Origin of the sequence: Nocardioides sp. CFH 31398 (assembly GCF_022436705.1) — a bacterium.
Classification (GTDB): domain Bacteria; phylum Actinomycetota; class Actinomycetes; order Propionibacteriales; family Nocardioidaceae; genus Nocardioides.
The window spans coordinates 249,994-267,084 of sequence record NZ_JAKUHT010000001.1 but is presented as its reverse complement, the minus strand read 5'-3'; the positions used below and the strand labels follow the sequence as shown (position 1 = coordinate 267,084).

Sequence of the window (17,091 nt, the reverse complement as noted above, 5' to 3'; positions counted from 1 at the left end):
GCCGGCGTCACCGCACCCGGGTCGCCAGGTCCGGGTAGTCGACGACCAGCCCGTGCCGGTCGTAGGTGAGCGTGCACGCGACGCCGAAGCGCGGGGCGGCGTAGGCGAACGCGAGCCCGGTGTCGTCGAGCGCGGTGTAGGTCTGCTCGAGCACCTCCACCGCGAGGGTCGTCGCGCGCACGAAGAGCGCGGGGGCCGGCGTCGGAGTGCCCCTGCCTGGCTCGAGCCGGTGGACGGGCAGCGTGTTGGTCACCGCCGACGACTCCAGGTCGACGTCGACGAGGCCGGCGAGGTCGGGCCGCCGGACCCCGTCCACCGACCATCCGCCCGCGTCCCGCTCCAGGACCAGGCGGGCCTCGCCGTCGGCGGTCAGACTCCGCACCTCGGCCCGACGCACGGACCAGTCGTCCGCGACGTCGAGCTCGTAGCCCACCGACCAGCCCACGCCGTCCTCGACGGCGGTCGTCACGCCCCGCAGCCGAGGTCCGCGCACCGTCGGGTCGGTGACCAGCACCTCGTGGCCGTCGCGGGCACCCTGGTGCCGCCAGGCCGCCGAGGACGGGAGCGCCTCGTACCGCATGGGGCCCGACGCTAGGGCACCCGCCACTCCCCCGTCGCGGAGAACCGCTCCAGCGCGCCGACGTACGGCGCCAGGTCGAGGCCCTGCGCGGCCACCCAGGCGTCGTCGTAGTAGGTGCCGGCGTACCGCTCCCCGCCGTCGCACAGCAACGTCACCACGGAGCCCCGCTCCCCTGCGCGGCGCATCTGCTCGACGAGCCCCAGGACGGCCCACAGCGACGTCCCGGTCGAGCCGCCGGCCGAGCGGCCGAGGACGTCGGTGCACCACCGGGCGGCAGCGACGGAGGCGGCGTCCGGGACCCGGACGACGTCGTCCACCACGCCGGGCACGAACGACGGCTCGACGCGCGGACGGCCGATCCCCTCGATGCGGGAGCCCGTGCCCGTCGCGGACGGGTCGCCGTCGTGCCAGCCGGCGTGGAAGGCGGAGCCCTCGGGGTCGGCGACGCAGACGCGGGTGTCGTGGCGGCGGTAGCGCACGTAGCGCCCGATGGTGGCCGAGGTGCCCCCGGTGCCGGCGCCCACGACGACCCATGCGGGCACGGGGTGCCGCTCCAGCGCCATCTGGTCGAAGATCGACTCGGCGATGTTGTTGTTGCCCCGCCAGTCCGTCGCCCGCTCGGCGTACGTGAACTGGTCGAGGAAGTGGCCTCCGCACTCGGCGGCCAGCCGACGGGACGTCTCGTAGATCGACGACGGGTCGTCGACCAGGTGGCAGCGTCCGCCCTCGAACTCGATGAGCGCGATCTTCTCCGCCGACGTGGTCGCCGGCATGACGGCCACGAAGTCCAGGCCGAGCAGCCGCGCGAAGTAGGCCTCGGAGACCGCGGTGGACCCCGACGAGGCCTCCACCAGCGTCGTGGTCGGCCCGACCCAGCCGTTGACCAGCGCGTGCAGCACGAGGGACCGGGCGAGCCGGTGCTTGAGCGAGCCGGTGGGGTGGACCGACTCGTCCTTGAGGTAGACGTCGATGCCCGCCTCGCGGACCGCCGGCGGCAGCGGCAGCACGTGCAGGTGGGTGTCGGCCGAGCGGTTCGCGTCGGCCTCGACGCGGCGGACCGCCTCGTGCACCCAGGCCCGGTCCTGCGCCCGGCCCGGGGCCCCGCCGCTCAGAGGCCGCCGTCCTCGCGGGCGCGGCGCTCCTCGAGCTTGCGGTTCGCCTTGTCGGCACCGCCCTGGATGCGCAGCGCGAGGGCGTCGCGCTGGCGGTCCAGCAGGAAGTACGACGCGATGCCGGAGATGACGAGCGCGGCCAGCAGCGGGAGGATCAGCGGCAGCCGGTCGCGGGTGAAGATCAGCCAGATCCCCCCGACGAGGGCGTACGACGCCGCGAACAGCCCGATCCGCAGCCCGGTGTAGACGGCGAACTCCTTCATGCCCCGAGCCTACGGTCGGGTTCCGCCCTCGGCGTGACCACCCAGTGCCTACGCTTGAGGCGTGCTGAAGTTCCTGCTCGTCGTCGCCCTGGTCGGCCTCGCGGTCTACCTGCTGATCCGTGCGGGTCAGCGGCGCGCAGCAGGCGGAGCAGGGGGCGGCGGCGCCGTCCCGCCCCCGCCGAAGCGGCCCCTCGGGCCCGACGACGACCCCGACTTCCTGTGGAAGCTGGACCGCGAGAAGCGCCACCGCAAGCCGTCCGGCCCCACCCCGCCGCCCGAGACGACCCCGCCCGCCCCGGCGGCCGACGCCGAGGACACCGGCCCGGCGTCCGAGCCCGACGCCGACCCCGAGCGCAAGCCGGACGACGACGCGCGCCGTACCGGCGAGGCCTGAGCCTCTTCCCGCCCGCCTGGGTTGGCGTGGTGGTCGTGGTGCTCCTGGGGGGTTTCACCAGCCGGCTGGTGATGCCCCGACCTGGCCCACGAAGCTTCGTCCGCCCAGTCGGGGTTTCACCAGCCGACCCGTGATCCACCGACGTGGCCCACGAAGCTTCGTCCGCCCAGTCGCGGGTTCGTCCGCCCAGTCGGGGTTTCACCAGCCGACCCGTGATCCACCGACGTGGCCCACGAAGTTTCGTCTGCCCAGTCGCGGGTTCGTCCGCCCAGTCGGGGTTTCACCAGCCGGCTGGTGATCCGCCGACGTGGCCCACGAAGTTTCGGCCGCCAGGTCGGGGTTTCACTAGCCGGCTGGTGAAACCCGCGGCCCCCGGGTCGCAAGAGACCCCGAGGCCAAGACAAACCCCGGGGGCGTCCCGCTGCCCTAGACCCCGACGAGCGGGTCGTGCGCGGCGTCGGCGGCGCCGGGGTCGACCGTCCGGACGACGGCTGGCGGGGCGTCGGCGTAGGAGTGCTGGCTGGTGGTCGAGAAGAAGTTGATCCCGATGAAGTTGAACCACAGGGTCGCCGTGCCGAGCAGCGCCAGGTAGGCCGCGTTGCGACCCTTCCACCCGGCCGTGGCGCGGGCGTGGAGGTAGGCGGCGTACACCACCCAGGTGATGAAGGCCCACACCTCCTTGGGGTCCCAGTTCCAGTAGCGGCTCCACGCCTCGTGCGCCCAGATCGGGCCGGTGATGAGGACGGCGAAGGTCCACACCGGGAAGGCGAAGGCGTGCAGGCGGTACGCCGTCCGGTCGAGGGCGGCGGGCTCGGGCACGCGCGCGAGGTAGCCGGTGGTGCCGCCGCCCCGGGCGAGCTGCCGCTCCTTGAGCAGGTAGAGCACCGACAGCAGGCCGCCGAGGGTGAACGCCGCGGTCGCGATGACCGCGGAGACGACGTGGATGACCAGCCACGGCGAGTAGAGCGCCTCGGTGAGCGGGGCGACCTCCTCGTGCAGCCAGATCACGTCGATCATCAGCAGCGTCAGGACGGTGCCGACCACGATCGGGGCCATCCAGGCGAGACGCAGGCGCTGCCGGACGACGAGGAAGATCAGCGTCACGAAGAACGTGCCCGAGAGCGTGAACTCGTACATGTTGCCCCAGGGGACCCGCACCGGGTCCGCCGCGAGACCGCGGCCGAGCAGCGCCACGAAGTGGATCGCGCAGGCCAGGACGGTGAGGAGGAGGCCGAGACGGCCGAACATCGCCGACCGGTGGTGGGCGGACTCGAGGTCGCCCGTCGTCGTGGTGTCGTCGGCGGGCACCGGGGCGCCCGCCCCGACCGGCTGGCGCTCCGCCTTCGCGACCGGCAGCCGCCGCAGCGCCGACCACTCGACGAGGTGCGCCAGCAGGGCCAGGAAGTAGACGACACCGGCGGCCGCCACCGCCTGGTTGCTCAGGCTCTCCCACGCGGCGTTGCTCATGGCTTGCTCCCCTTCGTCTCCGGATCGGTGTCCGGCGCGGTGTCCGGGTCCGTGCCGCGCATCGCGGCGACCACCCGGTCGAGCTCCTCGGTGATCTCCTGGCCGCCGGAGCGGTCCAGCGCCGCCACCTCGACGTACGTCGACCCGCCGCGCTCGCGGGCCCGGACCCACACCCGGCGCGGCCGGATGAACAGCGAGCCCAGCAGACCCACCAGGGCCAGTATCACCCCGGTCAGCGCGAGGCCCTTGCCCGGCGTCTGGCTGATCTGGATGCGGTTCCAGCGCTGGACGCCGTCGAAGCTGACGCTCCCGGCGCCGTTGGGCAGCTCGACGCTCTGCCCGGGGGCCAGCTCGATGCGGAAGAGGGAGCCGTCGGGGTTCTCGACCAGCTCGGCGTCGTCCTTGTCGAGGACGTACACCGACTGGCCCACGCCGTCGTCGAGGCCGAGGTCGCCGACGTAGGCCTGCATCACGATCGCCGGGTTGACCGCGTCGCCGAACGCGGAGAACGGTCCGCGGTCCGGCGTGAAGGCGTACGTCGGGTAGAACTCGCCCTCCAGCCCGATCTGCTGCGGCTGGGCGTCGGGCGCGGCGACGACCCCGAACGACCGGAACGACGGGTCGGACGGCAGGAACGGCTTGGGACCGGAGGAGACGACGTTGCCCTCGGCGTCCCGGACGGTGATGACCGGGGCGTAGCCGTGCCCGATGAGGAACACATCGGTGTCGCCGATGGTCAGCGGGTGGTTGACCCGCAGGTCGTAGCTCTGCACCGGGCTGTCGGGGGTCTCGCGGTAGTCGAGGTGCGACACGAACTTCTGCGCCATGCCCGCCCGGGGGCCGTCGGTGAGCCAGTCGATGTCGAAGTCGGTGACGTCGAAGGAGAACGGCTCCATCTCGGAGGGGTCGAACAGGTCGCCGGGCGCGAAGTCGTCGTACTGGGTGAGGTTGTTGGAGAACCCTCCGCCCTGCAGCACGATCACCCCTCCCTGGTACCCGAACAGCCCGCCCCAGGCCACCCCGGCGAGCACCACCAGCACCGAGACGTGGAACACGAGGTTGCCCGCCTCGCGCAGGTAGCCGCGCTCGGAGGCGACGGTCTCGTCGGTCGCGTCGACGCGGTAGCGGCGCTTCCGCAGCACCTCCCGCGCCCGGGCCAGGACGGTCTCGACGTCCTCGTCGGTGGTCCACGACGTGGAGTCGGGCAGCCGGGTGAGGTAGCGCGGCGCCCGGGCCGGGCGCGAGCGGAGCGCGCGGAGGTAGACGAACGTCCGCGGGAGGATGCAGCCCACCAGCGAGACCATCAGCAGGATGTAGATGGCCGAGAACCACACCGAGTCGTAGACGCTGAACAGGCCGAGCCACTCGTAGATCGGCGTCAGCCGCGGGTTCGCCTCCTGCCAGCGCGTCACCTCGAGGGCGTCGACGTCGGACTGCGGCACCACCGATCCCGGCACCGCGGCCAGGGCGAGCATCAGCAGCAGGACCAGCGCCGTCCGCATGGACGTCACCTGCCGCCACAGCCAGCGCAGGGACTCGCGGAAGGTCAGGTCACCGGGGCGCCGCGGCGCCTCGGGCTCGACCGGGGACGACGAGGCGACGTGGCCCTCGGGGCGGACGTCGGTGCTCACACGGCCACCTCGAACCCGGAGACGAGGTGGATCTGCACCCAGGCGACGGCGACGTCCCACCACCCGGTCAGCAGCGCCAGCCCGGTGAGCACCATCATCGCGCCGCCGAGACGCATCACCCAGACCTGGTGGCGACGGATGAAGGAGACGGCGCCGAGGAAGCGGCGGTAGGCCAGCGCGGCGACGACGAACGGCAACCCGATGCCGAGCGCGTAGACCGCCGAGAGCACGGCACCGCGGCCGGCGGTGCCCTCGTTGATGGCCAGGGTCGAGATCATCCCGAGGGTGGGCCCGATGCACGGCGTCCAGCCGAGCCCGAACAGGAAGCCGAGGAACGGCGCGGCGGCCAGGCCGACGCGCGGGACGGCGTGCACGCGGGCGTCGCGCTGGAGGAACGGGATGAACCCGGCGAAGGCGAGGCCGAGCACGATCGACAGGATCCCGAGACCCACGGTCAGCTCGCGCCGGTAGACCACCAGGGCCTCGCCGAGCGCGCCGGAGGCCGTGCCGATGAGGACGAAGACGGTGGAGAAGCCCAGCACGAAGAGCAGGGAGCCCGCCAGCATGCGACCGCGGCGCTGGGCGGCCTCCCCCGAGGCGAGGTCCGCACCGGACAGACCGGTGGCGTACGACAGGTAGCCGGGCAGCAGCGGGATGACGCAGGGCGAGAAGAAGGAGACCAGCCCGGCCAGCAGCGCGACCGGCAGCGCCAGGGCCAGGGACCCCGACGCCGTCGTCTGCTCGAACCACTCACCCACGCCGCACGTCCCCGTCCCGGGTGCCGTCCTGGCCGCCGCCCGTCTCGGAGGCGACGTCGTCGATGAGGGTGAGAAGGGTCTGCTCGGAGGGCAGGGGCCCGATGATGCTGGCCGCGACCCGGCCCTCGGCGTCCAGCACGACCGTGCTGGGGATCGACTGCGGGGACAGCGTGCCGCTGAACGCCAGCAGGTCCTGGCCGTCGGGCGAGAAGAACGACGGGTAGGGCACGTCGAAGGTGCGGTTGTAGGCGAGGCCCATCGAGGTGTCGTACTCGCGGATGTTGAGGCCGACGAACTCGGCCGTCCCCTCGGCGGCGTTCGCGGCGGACGTCAGCTCCGGCTGCTCGGCGCGGCACGGGGGGCAGGTGGAGTACCAGACGTTCACGACCGCGACACCGCCCCGCAGGTCCGCGAGGTCGAGGGGCTCGCCGGTGAGGGACTCCCCGGTCAGGTCGACGGGCGCCCCACGGTCGTCGGGGGCGACCTCCTGCACCCGGCCGTCGCCGGTGATGTAGCCCTTGTCGCCGGTGCCCTCCAGCTCGGTGCACCCGCTCAGCAGGAGTGCGGCCAGCACCCCCAGGACGGCGAGCAGTCGGGGGCGGGATGCTGGGCGGGCGGAGGCGGGCATCGTCAGGGCACAGGCTCCTCGTGCCGTCCGCCGGAGCTGAACGGCGACTTCTTGTCGCGCGCCGGGATCATGTCGCCGGCGGGCTCGGAGTAGGTGAGACGGACCAGGCGGTCGCCCTCGTAGTGCAGCGAGGTGAGCGAGCACAGCGTGCACTGGCGCCGGCGCGGGTCGTGGAGGAAGACGCTCTTGCCCTCGACGCGCAGCCGGGTGGTCCAGATGGGCAGCTGGTGGGACACCACGACGGCCTCGTGGCCCCGGGCGGCGTCGCGGGCGGCCGCCGCGCCGGCCAGCATGCGGGCCGCGATCTGGCCGTACGGCTCGCCCCAGGACGGGCGGACGGGGTTGCGCAGGTGGCGCCAGGCCAACGGGCGGCCCAGCGCGCCGCCGTCGTTGATCGCGAACCGCGTGCCCTCGAACTTGGACGACGACTCGATGACGCGGTCGTCGATCTCCGGGGTGATCCCGAGCGTGGCGGCGAGCGGGGCGACGGTCTCGCGGGCGCGCTCCAGCGGCGAGACCCGCAGGTGCACGATGTCGCGGTCGGCCAGCGAGGTCGCGATCCGCTCCGCCATGGCGCGACCGCGGGCGGACAGGCGGTAGCCCGGCAGCCGGCCGTAGAGGATGCCGTCGGGGTTGTGGACCTCGCCGTGCCGCAGCAGGTGGACCACCGTGCGGTCGGCGGACGGCGCCGCGGTGCCCGCGCTCATGCGGCCCCCTGGGCCGCGGCGGCGGCCCGGGCGGCCGCGGGCAGTGCCTCGACGATCCGGCCGACGGCCTCGTCGTCGTGGGCGGCGGAGAGGAACCACGCCTCGTACGCCGAGGGCGGCAGGTGCACGCCGGCGTCCAGCATGGCGTGGAAGAACGCGGCGTACGCCGTGAGGTCCTGGCCGGAGGCGCCCTCGAAGTCGGTGACCCGACCGGAGCGGAAGAAGACGGAGAACATGGTGCCGGCGGACTGCACCTGGTGGGGCACGCCCGCCTCGGTGAGGGCCTCGGACGCGGCGCGCTTCACGACCTCGCCGGCCTTCGTGAGGTGCTCGTAGACCGCGGGGGTCGCGAGGCGCAGCGTGGTCAGCCCGGCGGTGGTCGCGACGGGGTTCCCCGACAACGTCCCGGCCTGGTAGACGGGCCCGTCGGGGCTGAGCGAGCCCATGACGTCGGCGCGCCCACCGAAGGCCGCGGCGGGGAAGCCGCCGCCCATCACCTTGCCGAAGGTCATGAGGTCGGGGCGCCAGCCCTCGACCGCACCGTCGATCCCCCAGTAGCCTTGGGCCGAGGCGCGGAAGCCCGTCATCACCTCGTCGGTGACGAAGAGGGCGCCGTGCGCGGCGCAGGTCTCGGACAGGAACCGGTTGAAGCCGGGCTCGGGCGGGACGACGCCCATGTTGCCGGCGGCCGCCTCCGTCACCAGGCACGCGATGCGGTCGCCGTGCTCGGCGAAGGCGGCCTCGACGGCGGCGCGGTCGTTGTAGGGCAGCACGATCGTCTCGCCGGTCGCGGACTCGGGGACCCCCGAGGAGCCGGAGCGTGCGAACGTGGCGACGCCGGAGCCGGCCGCGGCGAGGAGCGCGTCGACGTGGCCGTGGTAGCAGCCCGCGAACTTCACGACGACGTCGCGGCCGGTGAAGCCGCGCGCCAGCCGGATGGCCGACATGGTGGCCTCGGTGCCGGAGGAGACGAGGCGGACACGCTCGATCGGCGTCCGGGCGACGATCTCCTCGGCGAGCTCGAGCTCGGGGACCGTCGGGGTGCCGTACGACGTGCCGCGGGCGGCGGCCGCGGTCACCGCGGCGACGACCTCCGGGTGCGCGTGGCCCAGGAGCATGGGGCCCCAGGACCCGATCAGGTCGACGTACCGGGTGCCGTCCGCGTCGGTCAGCCATGCCCCCTGCGCGGACGCGATGAAGCGCGGTGTCCCGCCGACGCCGTTGAACGCACGCACCGGCGAGTTGACGCCGCCGGGGGTCACGGCGAGGGCGCGCTCGAACAGAGCGCGCGAGGACGTCGTACGGGCCTCGACCATGGCCCCATCATCGCCGAGCGACCAAGGGCCGCTCCAGGAGGGGCCGACGGGGTGGGCCGGGACTTCCGCGCAGGTCAGCGCACCTCGGATGGCCGACGGGGGGTGCGGCCGGGGCCCTCGGAGCGGTACAGTCGTTCACTTGTGAGGATGCTCACGTGATGGCCCCCGCGAGGTCATCTCCCGGTTCGCTGGTTCGTGCGTAACGGGAGGTGGCACACTTCGTTGGAGTTATCACACCGGTGCGGCATCTCGGGTCACCACCGGCATGACAGCGAGTCGCAGGCTCACGGGAGAGCCCGCGGGGGATGGGGAGAACACGGATGTCGCAACGACGGTTCGGTAGGTCGCAGCGCGCCCTCACTCTGGTGCCGCTCGCCCTGCTGTCCGCCGCGTGGACCGCAGGACTGGCCACGCCGACCACGCAGCTGGCGGAGGTGGCCGACGAGGTCCAGGGCCAGCTCCCGGACGGCACCGAGGTGCCCACGGAGGCCATCGAGGCCCCGGCGAGCATGTCGCGCCGCGGCGCGGTCGCCCCGGGTGTCCCCTCGGGCCGCAGCGCCGCCGCGGTGCGCACCGCCTCCACGAACGGCATCCCGGCCGCCGCCCTCGCGGCGTACCAGCGTGCCGAGACGGTCATCAACCGTGCCGACGCCGGCTGCAACATCTCCTGGCAGCTCGTGGCCGCGATCGGCCGCGTGGAGTCGGACCACGGCCGCTACGACGGCAACGTGCTGAACTCCGCGGGCGTCGCGAAGCCCGGCATCATCGGCATCGCCCTCGACGGCACGAACAGCACGGCCCGCATCGCCGACACCGACGCCGGCCAGCTCGACGGCGACCGGAAGTTCGACCGCGCGGTCGGCCCGATGCAGTTCATCCCCTCCACCTGGTCGGTGGTGGGCGTGGACGCCGACGGCGACGGCCAGCGCGACCCGCAGAACATCAACGACGCCGCCCTGGCGAGCGCGGTCTACCTCTGCTCCGGCAACGAGGACCTGTCGACCACCCAGGGCCAGCGCGCGGCGGTCTACCGCTACAACAACTCCGACGAGTACGTCGACCTCGTGCTGTCGATCATGGAGGCCTACTCCGAGGGTGACTACTCCTCGGTGCCGACGGCCACCGCCTCCGGCAACACCTTCACCCCCGACGAGGACGCCCCGCAGGCCGACGGCCCGACCGCGCCCGGCACGACCCCGCCCGGCGGCCCGACGTCCCCCGGTGACGAGGGCGACGGCGGCTCCGTGGAGCCGACCGACCCGGGCACCGAGGGTCCGGGGACGCCGGAGAACCCCGGTGGCGGTGACGACGAGGGCGACGGCGGGGACGACGGCGGCACCACGCCCCCGCCGACCGAGCCCCCGACGGAGGAGCCCGAGCCCCAGCCGCCGGTCCGGAACCCCACGAAGCCGGTGGAGGACCTCCTGACCTACGCCGAGGCCCGCCTGCTCTGCCTGGACATCCTGGGCCTGCGGCCGCTCGACCTGGTCGCCGGCATCCTCAACCCGGACGCCGCGCAGAACAACCGCGACCTCAACGCCTGCATCGCCCGCGAGCAGGGCTGACGCACCGCACAGGCCAGCACCGGACGCCGCGCTCCCCGTCCCGGGGGGCGCGGCGTTCGTCGTCCCGGCCGAGTCGGCACGTCTGCGCAGCCCAGGAGGCTCGAGTCGGCACGTCTGCGCACCCCAGACGGCTCGAGTCGGCACGTCTGCGCACCCCAGACGGCTCGAGTCGGCACGTCTGCGCACCCCAGACGGCTCGAGTCGGCACGTCTGCGCACGTACGGGTGTGGCGACGAACGATGGCTCTCGCCTCCGGCTGGACCCACCGACGGTCATGTCGTCACGGAGCAGCACCGGCCCCGACTCGACGCTCCGAGCTGCGCAGACGTGCCGACTCGACGTCCCCCAGGTGCGCAGACGTGCCGACTCGACCCCGTACAGCTGCGCAGACGTGCCGACTCGGCGTCCTAGCGGGCGAGGAGGCGGGCGGCCTCGGCGGCCCAGTACGTCAGCACGACGTCCGCGCCGGCGCGGCGGATCGAGGTGAGGGTCTCGAGGATGGCGGGCTCGCGGTCGATCCAGCCGTGGGCGGCGGCGGCCTCGAGCATCGAGTACTCCCCCGAGATGTTGTACGCCGCCACGGGGACGTCGACGGCGTCGCGCACGCGCCGCAGCACGTCGAGGTAGGCCAGGGCCGGCTTGACCATGACGACGTCCGCGCCCTCCTCGACGTCCAGCAGGGCCTCGCGGACGCCCTCGAGGCCGTTGGCGGGGTCCTGCTGGTAGGTGCGGCGGTCGCCGGTCAGCGAGGAGTCCACGGCCTCGCGGAAGGGGCCGAAGAAGGCGGAGGCGTACTTCGCGGAGTAGGCCATGATCGCGACGTCGGTGTGCCCCGCGTCGTCGAGGCCGTCGCGGATCGCGGCGACCTGCCCGTCCATCATCCCGCTGGGGCCGACCCAGTCGACCCCGGCGTCGGCGAGCACCCGCGCCATCTCGACGTACGACGCCAGTGTGGCGTCGTTGTCGACCCCACCGGCCGCGTCGAGGACGCCGCAGTGGCCGTGGTCGGTGAACTCGTCGAGGCACAGGTCGGCCATCACGGGCAGCGCGTCGCCGACCTCGGCGACCACGTCGCGCACGGCCACGGAGAGCACGCCCTCGGGGTCGAGGGCGGCGGAGCCGGCGGCGTCCTTGGTGCGGGGCAGGCCGAACAGCATGATCCCGCCGAGACCGAGCTGCGCGGCCTCGGCGGCCGCGGCGCGCAGCGAGTCGCGCGAGTGCTGGACCACGCCGGGCATCGAGGAGATGGGGCGTGGCTCGTCGAGCACCTCGTTGACGAAGACCGGCAGCACCAGCTGCCGAGCCTCCAGCGAGGTCTCCGCGACCAGTCGACGCGTGGCCGCCGTACGACGCAGCCGCCGCGGCCGGATCACCGGCCGCAGCGGCTGTGACGGAGCGGACCCCGACGACACGGGCTCAGGACCCACTCGTGGCCTTGCGACGCGCGGCCGGACGGCGCTCGGACGGCTTGGTCACCGGCTGGCCGGACTCGAGGAGCTCGGCGCGGCGGACCGCCCCGAAGTCGGCGAGGGCGTCGGCGAGCTCGTCCCCGGACGGCGCGGCGGCCAGGACGTCGACCCGCAGGCCGTGCTCCTCCGCGGTCTTCGCGGTGGCCGGGCCGATCGCGGCGATGATCGTCGACGGGTGCGGCTTGCCCGCGATGCCGACGAGGTTGCGCACCGTCGAGGACGACGTGAACACGACCGCGTCGAACTTGCCGGACTTGATCGCGTCCCGCGTCGGCGCCGGCGGCGGGGCCGCACGCACGGTGCGGTACGCCGTGACGTCGTCGCACTCCCAGCCCAGCTCGACGAGGCCCGCGAGGAGGGTCTCCGTCGCGATGTCGGCGCGGGGCAGGAAGACGCGGTTGATGGGGTCCAGCACGTCGTCGTACGGCGGCCAGTCGGCCAGCAGGCCGGCCGCGGACTGCTCGCCCGAGGGCAGCAGGTCGGGGCGCAGGCCCCACGCGGCGATCGCGTCGGCGGTCTTGTCGCCGACCGCGGCGATCTTCAGGCCGGAGAACGCGCGGGCGTCGAGGCCGTACTCCTCGAACTTCTCCCGGACGGCCTTCACGGCGTTGACCGAGGTGAAGGCGATCCACTCGTAGCGACCCTCGACGAGGCCGCGGACGGCCTTGTCCATCTGCTGCGGGTTGCGCGGCGGCTCGACGGAGATCGTGGGGACCTCCTCGGGCACGGCGCCGTAGCCGCGCAGGCGGGCGACCAGCGGGCCGGCCTGGTCCTTGGTGCGGGGCAACAGGACGCGCCACCCGAACAGCGGCTTGGTCTCGAACCACGACAGGGTCTGGCGCAGGTCGACGACGTCGCCGACGACGGTGACGGCCGGGGGCTCGACGCGGGCCGCGCGGACGTCGGCGGCCACGTGCTCGAGGGTGCTGACCAGGGTGTCCTGCTCGGTGGTGGTGCCGACCCGCGTCATCGCGACCGGGGTGTCGGCCGGGCGGCCGGCGGCCACGAGCGCGTCGGCGACCTCGCCGATCGAGCCGACGGCCGACAGCAGCACCAGCGTCCGGTCGTCGGCGTAGCGCGCCCAGTCGATGCGCGACTCGCCGCAGGTGACGACGGCGACCTCGCGGTGGGTCTTCGTGGTCAGCGGGATGCCGGCGTACGCCGGGACCGCGGAGACCGACGAGACGCCGGGGACGATCTCGAGGCCGAGGCCGGCCTTCACGCAGGCCTGCGCCTCCTCGGGGCCCGAGGCGTAGAGGAAGGGGTCGCCGGCCATGAGGCGGACGACGCGACGGCCGCCCTTGGCGGCCTTGACGACGACCTTGCCGCGGGCGGCGTGGGTCAGGGGCTGGCCGTCCTCGCCGAAGCCGCCGTCGAGCAGCTCGGGCAGGGCGTCCTCCGCGACGTCGGTCAGCAGCTCGCGGACCATCGCCTCGTGCTCGGCGACCTCGGTGACGACGACGTCGGCGTCGCGGAGCAGCTGCACGGCACGGACGGTGAGCAGGCCCGGGTCGCCGGGGCCCGCACCGACGAAGGAGACGCGCCCGCGGCTGGCGGGGGCGGTCGATCCGGCCGACCTGGTCGCGCCCGCGGCGCCACGCGGGGTGGCGGCGGGGGCGGTGGCCCCGAGGTCAGCAGTGGCTGCGGTGGTCACAGTGGTCATGCGCGCTGCTCTCCGTTGTCAGGTGACACGTGGTCCTGCATCAGTTCTGCTGCTCCGTCGGCGAGCATCTCGTCGGCGAGGCGTCGGCCGAGACCGGCGGCGTCGGCGGGGTCCCCCACGGCCGAGCGGCGGATCTCCACCGCTCCGTCCCCCGAGAGGGCGACGGCCCGCAGGTACAGCTCCTCGCCGTCCTCGCCCTCCACGACGTCGGCCAGAGCGCCGACCGGGGCCGAGCACCCCGCCTCGAGGGCGGCGAGCACGGCCCGCTCGGCGTCTACGGTGGCGCGTGCCACCGGATCCTGCAAACTTGCGAGGAGCGCCGAGAGGTGCTCCCCCTCGTGGACGTCGTCCGCCCGGCACTCGACCGCGAGGGCGCCCTGGCCGGGGGCCGGGAGCATCTGGAGCGGGTCGAGCACCTCGGTGACCTCGTCGGCGCGACCGATGCGGGCGAGGCCCGCCCGGGCCAGGACGACGGCGTCGAGCTCGCCCGAGGTGACCTTGCCGAGGCGGGTGTCGACGTTGCCGCGGATGGCGACGACCTCGAGGCCGAGCCCGAGGGCGCCGAGCTGCGCGGCGCGCCGCGGCGAGCCCGTGCCGACGCGGCTGCCGGCGGGCAGCTCGCCCAGCGTGAGCCCGTCGCGGGCGACCACGGCGTCGCGGGCGTCCTCGCGCGGCGGGACGGCGGCCAGGGCCACCCCCGGCTCGGGCGCGGTGGGCAGGTCCTTCAGCGAGTGGACGGCGACGTCGACGCGCCCCTCGAGGAGCGCGGCGCGCAGGGCGCCGACGAAGACCCCGGCGCCGCCGATGGTGGCCAGCGGGGCGCGGTTGACGTCGCCCTCGGTGGTGACCTCCACGAGCTCGGTGGGCAGGCCGAGCCGCTCGGTGACCAGGTCGGCGACGTGCTGGGACTGGGTGGTGGCCAGGCGCGAGGCGCGGGTGCCGACCCGCAGCGTCCGTGTGCCGGTGGCGCCGGTGGACGTGGTCGTCACGTGCCCATCCCTTCCGGACGCGTGACGGCCTCGACGGCGTCGGGGTGCAGGGAGAAGAGCTCGGCGAGCGCGGCGGCGTACGACACCGCACCGGTCTCGCCGGCCAGCTCCTTGACCCGGACGGTCGGCTGGTGCAGCAGCTTGTCGACGACGCGGCGCACCGTGTGCAGCACCTCGTCGTGCGTGGCGGGGTCGAGGTCGGGCACGCGGGCGACGAGGCGCGCCATCTCCGCGTCCACGACGGCGGTGGCCATCGAGCGCAGCGCGACCACGGTCGGGGTGACGCTGGCCTGGCGGCGGGTGGCGAGGAAGACCGCGAGCTCCTCGGCGACGATCTCGCGCACCTCGGCCACGCCGCGCCCGGCGTCGGACCCGCGCAGCTCGGCGGCGAGCAGGGCGAGGTCGACGAGGGTGACGTGCGGGAGGTCCTCGACGCCCGCCTCGACGTCGCGCGGCAGCGCGAGGTCGACGACCGCGAGGGGGCGCTGCGCGGTGCCGGCGGCCTCGCGGGCCTCGCGCAGCACCGCGGCGTCCAGGACCGTGCCGGTGGCGCCGGTGCAGGAGACGACGAGGTCGGCGCGGCCGACCTCCTCGGCCAGGCCGGACATGTCGACGGCGCGGGCGCCGTACGTGCGGGCGAGGCGCTCGGCGGAGGCGCTGGAGCGGTTGACCACGGCGACGTCGCCGGCCCCGGCGGCAGCCAGCGTGGAGGCGGCCAGGGCCGCCATCGCGCCGGCGCCGAGGATGGCGACCCGCTGACCGGTGACCGGGCCGATCGCGGCCTCGGCGCGGCTCAGGGCGGCCGTGACCAGCGAGGGTGCGGCGCGGTCGACGTCGGTCTCGGCGTGCGCGCGCTTCCCGACCCGCAGCGCCTGCTGGAACAGGGCGTTGAGCGAGGGTCCGACGGTCCCGGCCTCCTGGCCCGACCGCAGCGCCTCACGGGTCTGGCCGAGGATCTGGCTCTCCCCGACGACCATCGACTCCAGGCCGCTGGCGACCTGGAAGAGGTGGGAGACCGCGGCGTCCTCGTAGTGCACGTAGAGGTGCTCCACGAGCGACTCGGGCACCTCGTCCGCCCCGCGGGTCAGCAGCCGCGAGATGTCCTCGACGCTGCCGTGGAACCGGTCGACGTCGGCGTAGACCTCGATGCGGTTGCACGTGGCGATCACCGTCGCCTCCGTGACGTGGTCGCACCCCATCACGTCGTCGACGAGCTTCACGGCCCCGTCGTGGTCGAGCGCGAGACGCTCGAGCAGCGAGACCGGCGCCGACTTGTGGGAGACCCCCACCACCAGGACGCTCATGCGGACTCCTCTCCGCGACCCCCGGTACCCACGGGCGCGCCGGCGCGCGAGGACGGCGCCTTCCGCTGCTCGTGGTAGGCGAGGATCTGCAGCTCGGTGGACAGGTCGACCTTGCGGACGTCGACGCCGTCGGGGACGGCGAGGACGGCGGGCGCGAAGTTGAGGATGCTGGTGATGCCGGCGGCGACCATCCGGTCGGCCACCTCCTGGGCGGCGGCGGCGGGGGTCGCGACGACGGCGATGCTGACGCCGTGCTCGGCGACCACCCGCTCGAGGTCGTCGAAGGGCCGCACCCGCAGGCCCCCGATCTCCTCGCCGTGCCGCTGCGGGTCGGCGTCCAGCAGCGCGACGACCCGGAAGCCGCGGCTGCGGAAGCCGGAGTAGTTGGCGAGCGCGTGGCCCAGGTTGCCGATGCCGGCGACGACGACGGCCCAGTCCTGGGTCAGCCCGATCTCGCGCGCGATCTGGTGGCGCAGGTACGACACGTCGTAGCCGACGCCCCGGGTGCCGTAGGAGCCGAGGTGGCTGAGGTCCTTGCGCACCTTCGCGCCGGTCACCCCGGACGCCGTGGCGAGGGCGTCGCTGGAGCAGGTGGCGGTGCCGGCGTCGGCGAGGGCGGTCAGCGCCCGCAGGTAGACGGGGAGACGCGAGAGGGTCGCCTCGGGGAGCCCCTTGTCGACGGGTGCGGCTGCCCCGTCCAGGGTGGGTGCCACCCCGCCGGCAGGCGTCTCGCCCCGCGGTGCGCGCCGTTGCGTCACGTGTTCTCGTCTCCCGCCGCGCGCACCCGGTTCGACGTCCGGGAGGTCGCGTCCAGTCACTTCCCCCAACCGCGCGGCTCCGCAAGCGTAGGAGTTCGTGAACGCGAGGACAAAACGGCGCGAACGGGCGCTACCACACCCGGCGAGGCCCGGCACGGGCAGGGCGAGGGCACGTCGCGCACGGGCACCCGCCGGCGGCGTCAGCCGACCCGGCCGCCCTCGGTCAGCGCCCGGCGGAGCCGACCCGCGTCGACCCGCCAGAAGTCGTGCTGCCGCCCGTCCACGAAGGTCACCGGGACCTGCTCGTCGTACCGCGCGAGCAGGGCGGGGTCGTCGTCGACGTCGACCTCGACGAAGCGCTCGCCCACCTCGGCGCAGACGGCCGCGACCACCGCACGGGCCTCCTCGCACAGGTGGCAGCCCTCCCGCGTCACGAACGTCACACGGGCCTCGTCGCTCGCCTTCCCCGTCGCGCCGGACACCCTCC

At 74.2% G+C, this 17,091-nt stretch carries 17 protein-coding genes; 2 read left to right on the top strand and 15 right to left on the bottom strand.

The genetic code is table 11. The features are described from left to right. Window positions 1-7 precede the first annotated feature (7 nt). Genes MJ876_RS01315 through MJ876_RS01305 form a run of 3 tightly spaced genes read right to left on the bottom strand, consistent with a single transcriptional unit; the run spans window position 8 to window position 1,955 of the window. The gene (locus MJ876_RS01315; RefSeq protein WP_240234242.1) at window positions 8-580 is read right to left on the bottom strand and encodes a putative glycolipid-binding domain-containing protein; all 573 of its coding nucleotides are present in this window, start codon (window positions 578-580) and stop codon (window positions 8-10) included. Window positions 581-591: 11 nt separating this feature from the next. After that, window positions 592-1,650, bottom strand: a complete 1,059-nt coding sequence (locus MJ876_RS01310; protein WP_240234241.1) for a PLP-dependent cysteine synthase family protein — start codon at window positions 1,648-1,650, stop codon at window positions 592-594. 38 nt (window positions 1,651-1,688) lie between these two features. Further along, window positions 1,689-1,955: a DUF4229 domain-containing protein gene (locus MJ876_RS01305; RefSeq protein WP_240234240.1), complete on the bottom strand. Its 267-nt coding sequence runs from the start codon at window positions 1,953-1,955 to the stop codon at window positions 1,689-1,691. A gap of 61 nt (window positions 1,956-2,016) precedes the next feature. On the opposite strand from MJ876_RS01305, the gene MJ876_RS01300 reads away from it, so the two are divergent. Then, window positions 2,017-2,349 (top strand): hypothetical protein, encoded by a 333-nt coding sequence (locus MJ876_RS01300; protein ID WP_240234239.1) that lies wholly within the window; start codon window positions 2,017-2,019, stop codon window positions 2,347-2,349. 426 nt (window positions 2,350-2,775) lie between these two features. Here the strand turns inward: MJ876_RS01300 and ccsB are convergent, their stop codons facing one another. Genes ccsB through hemL form a run of 6 tightly spaced genes read right to left on the bottom strand, consistent with a single transcriptional unit; the run spans window position 2,776 to window position 8,856 of the window. Further along, a complete protein-coding gene (ccsB, locus tag MJ876_RS01295; RefSeq protein ID WP_240234238.1) occupies window positions 2,776-3,816 on the bottom strand; it encodes a c-type cytochrome biogenesis protein CcsB in 1,041 nt (346 codons plus the stop codon). Then, on the bottom strand, window positions 3,813-5,447 hold the full coding sequence (locus tag MJ876_RS01290) for a cytochrome c biogenesis protein ResB (RefSeq protein ID WP_240234237.1): 1,635 nt from the start codon (window positions 5,445-5,447) through the stop codon (window positions 3,813-3,815). Before MJ876_RS01290 ends, ccsB begins: the two co-directional genes overlap by 4 nt. Next, window positions 5,444-6,205, bottom strand: a complete 762-nt coding sequence (locus MJ876_RS01285; RefSeq protein WP_240234236.1) for a cytochrome c biogenesis CcdA family protein — start codon at window positions 6,203-6,205, stop codon at window positions 5,444-5,446. Before MJ876_RS01285 ends, MJ876_RS01290 begins: the two co-directional genes overlap by 4 nt. Then, window positions 6,198-6,833 (bottom strand): TlpA disulfide reductase family protein, encoded by a 636-nt coding sequence (locus MJ876_RS01280; RefSeq protein WP_240234235.1) that lies wholly within the window; start codon window positions 6,831-6,833, stop codon window positions 6,198-6,200. The genes MJ876_RS01285 and MJ876_RS01280 overlap by 8 nt, the downstream gene beginning before the upstream one ends. A 2-nt stretch (window positions 6,834-6,835) precedes the next feature. Further along, complete coding sequence (locus tag MJ876_RS01275; protein WP_240234234.1) at window positions 6,836-7,540, bottom strand: histidine phosphatase family protein; 705 nt, start codon at window positions 7,538-7,540, stop codon at window positions 6,836-6,838. Continuing rightward, window positions 7,537-8,856 carry a glutamate-1-semialdehyde 2,1-aminomutase gene (gene hemL, locus MJ876_RS01270; protein WP_240234233.1) on the bottom strand — a complete coding sequence of 440 codons (1,320 nt, stop codon included), beginning with the start codon at window positions 8,854-8,856 and terminating at the stop codon, window positions 7,537-7,539. The genes MJ876_RS01275 and hemL overlap by 4 nt, the downstream gene beginning before the upstream one ends. Before the next feature lie 365 nt (window positions 8,857-9,221). Between hemL and MJ876_RS01265 the strand changes: the two genes are divergently transcribed. Beyond that, window positions 9,222-10,421, top strand: a complete 1,200-nt coding sequence (locus MJ876_RS01265) for a lytic murein transglycosylase (protein ID WP_240234232.1) — start codon at window positions 9,222-9,224, stop codon at window positions 10,419-10,421. A gap of 407 nt (window positions 10,422-10,828) precedes the next feature. Here MJ876_RS01265 and hemB read toward each other — a convergent pair whose 3' ends face one another. The 6 genes from hemB to MJ876_RS01235 all read right to left on the bottom strand — a co-directional run bounded on the left by hemB (window position 10,829) and on the right by MJ876_RS01235 (window position 17,086). Continuing rightward, window positions 10,829-11,848: a porphobilinogen synthase gene (hemB, locus tag MJ876_RS01260; protein WP_240234231.1), complete on the bottom strand. Its 1,020-nt coding sequence runs from the start codon at window positions 11,846-11,848 to the stop codon at window positions 10,829-10,831. Beyond that, a complete protein-coding gene (locus MJ876_RS01255; protein ID WP_240234230.1) occupies window positions 11,838-13,553 on the bottom strand; it encodes a uroporphyrinogen-III synthase in 1,716 nt (571 codons plus the stop codon). Before MJ876_RS01255 ends, hemB begins: the two co-directional genes overlap by 11 nt. Then, the gene (hemC, locus tag MJ876_RS01250) at window positions 13,550-14,542 is read right to left on the bottom strand and encodes a hydroxymethylbilane synthase (RefSeq protein ID WP_240234229.1); all 993 of its coding nucleotides are present in this window, start codon (window positions 14,540-14,542) and stop codon (window positions 13,550-13,552) included. The genes MJ876_RS01255 and hemC overlap by 4 nt, the downstream gene beginning before the upstream one ends. Further along, the gene (locus MJ876_RS01245; RefSeq protein WP_240234228.1) at window positions 14,539-15,846 is read right to left on the bottom strand and encodes a glutamyl-tRNA reductase; all 1,308 of its coding nucleotides are present in this window, start codon (window positions 15,844-15,846) and stop codon (window positions 14,539-14,541) included. The genes hemC and MJ876_RS01245 overlap by 4 nt, the downstream gene beginning before the upstream one ends. Further along, window positions 15,843-16,559, bottom strand: coding sequence for a redox-sensing transcriptional repressor Rex (locus MJ876_RS01240; RefSeq protein WP_240234227.1), 717 nt, complete (start codon window positions 16,557-16,559; stop codon window positions 15,843-15,845). The genes MJ876_RS01245 and MJ876_RS01240 overlap by 4 nt, the downstream gene beginning before the upstream one ends. Window positions 16,560-16,804: 245 nt before the next feature. Further along, on the bottom strand, window positions 16,805-17,086 hold the full coding sequence (locus MJ876_RS01235) for a glutaredoxin family protein (protein ID WP_240234226.1): 282 nt from the start codon (window positions 17,084-17,086) through the stop codon (window positions 16,805-16,807). Window positions 17,087-17,091 lie beyond the last annotated feature (5 nt).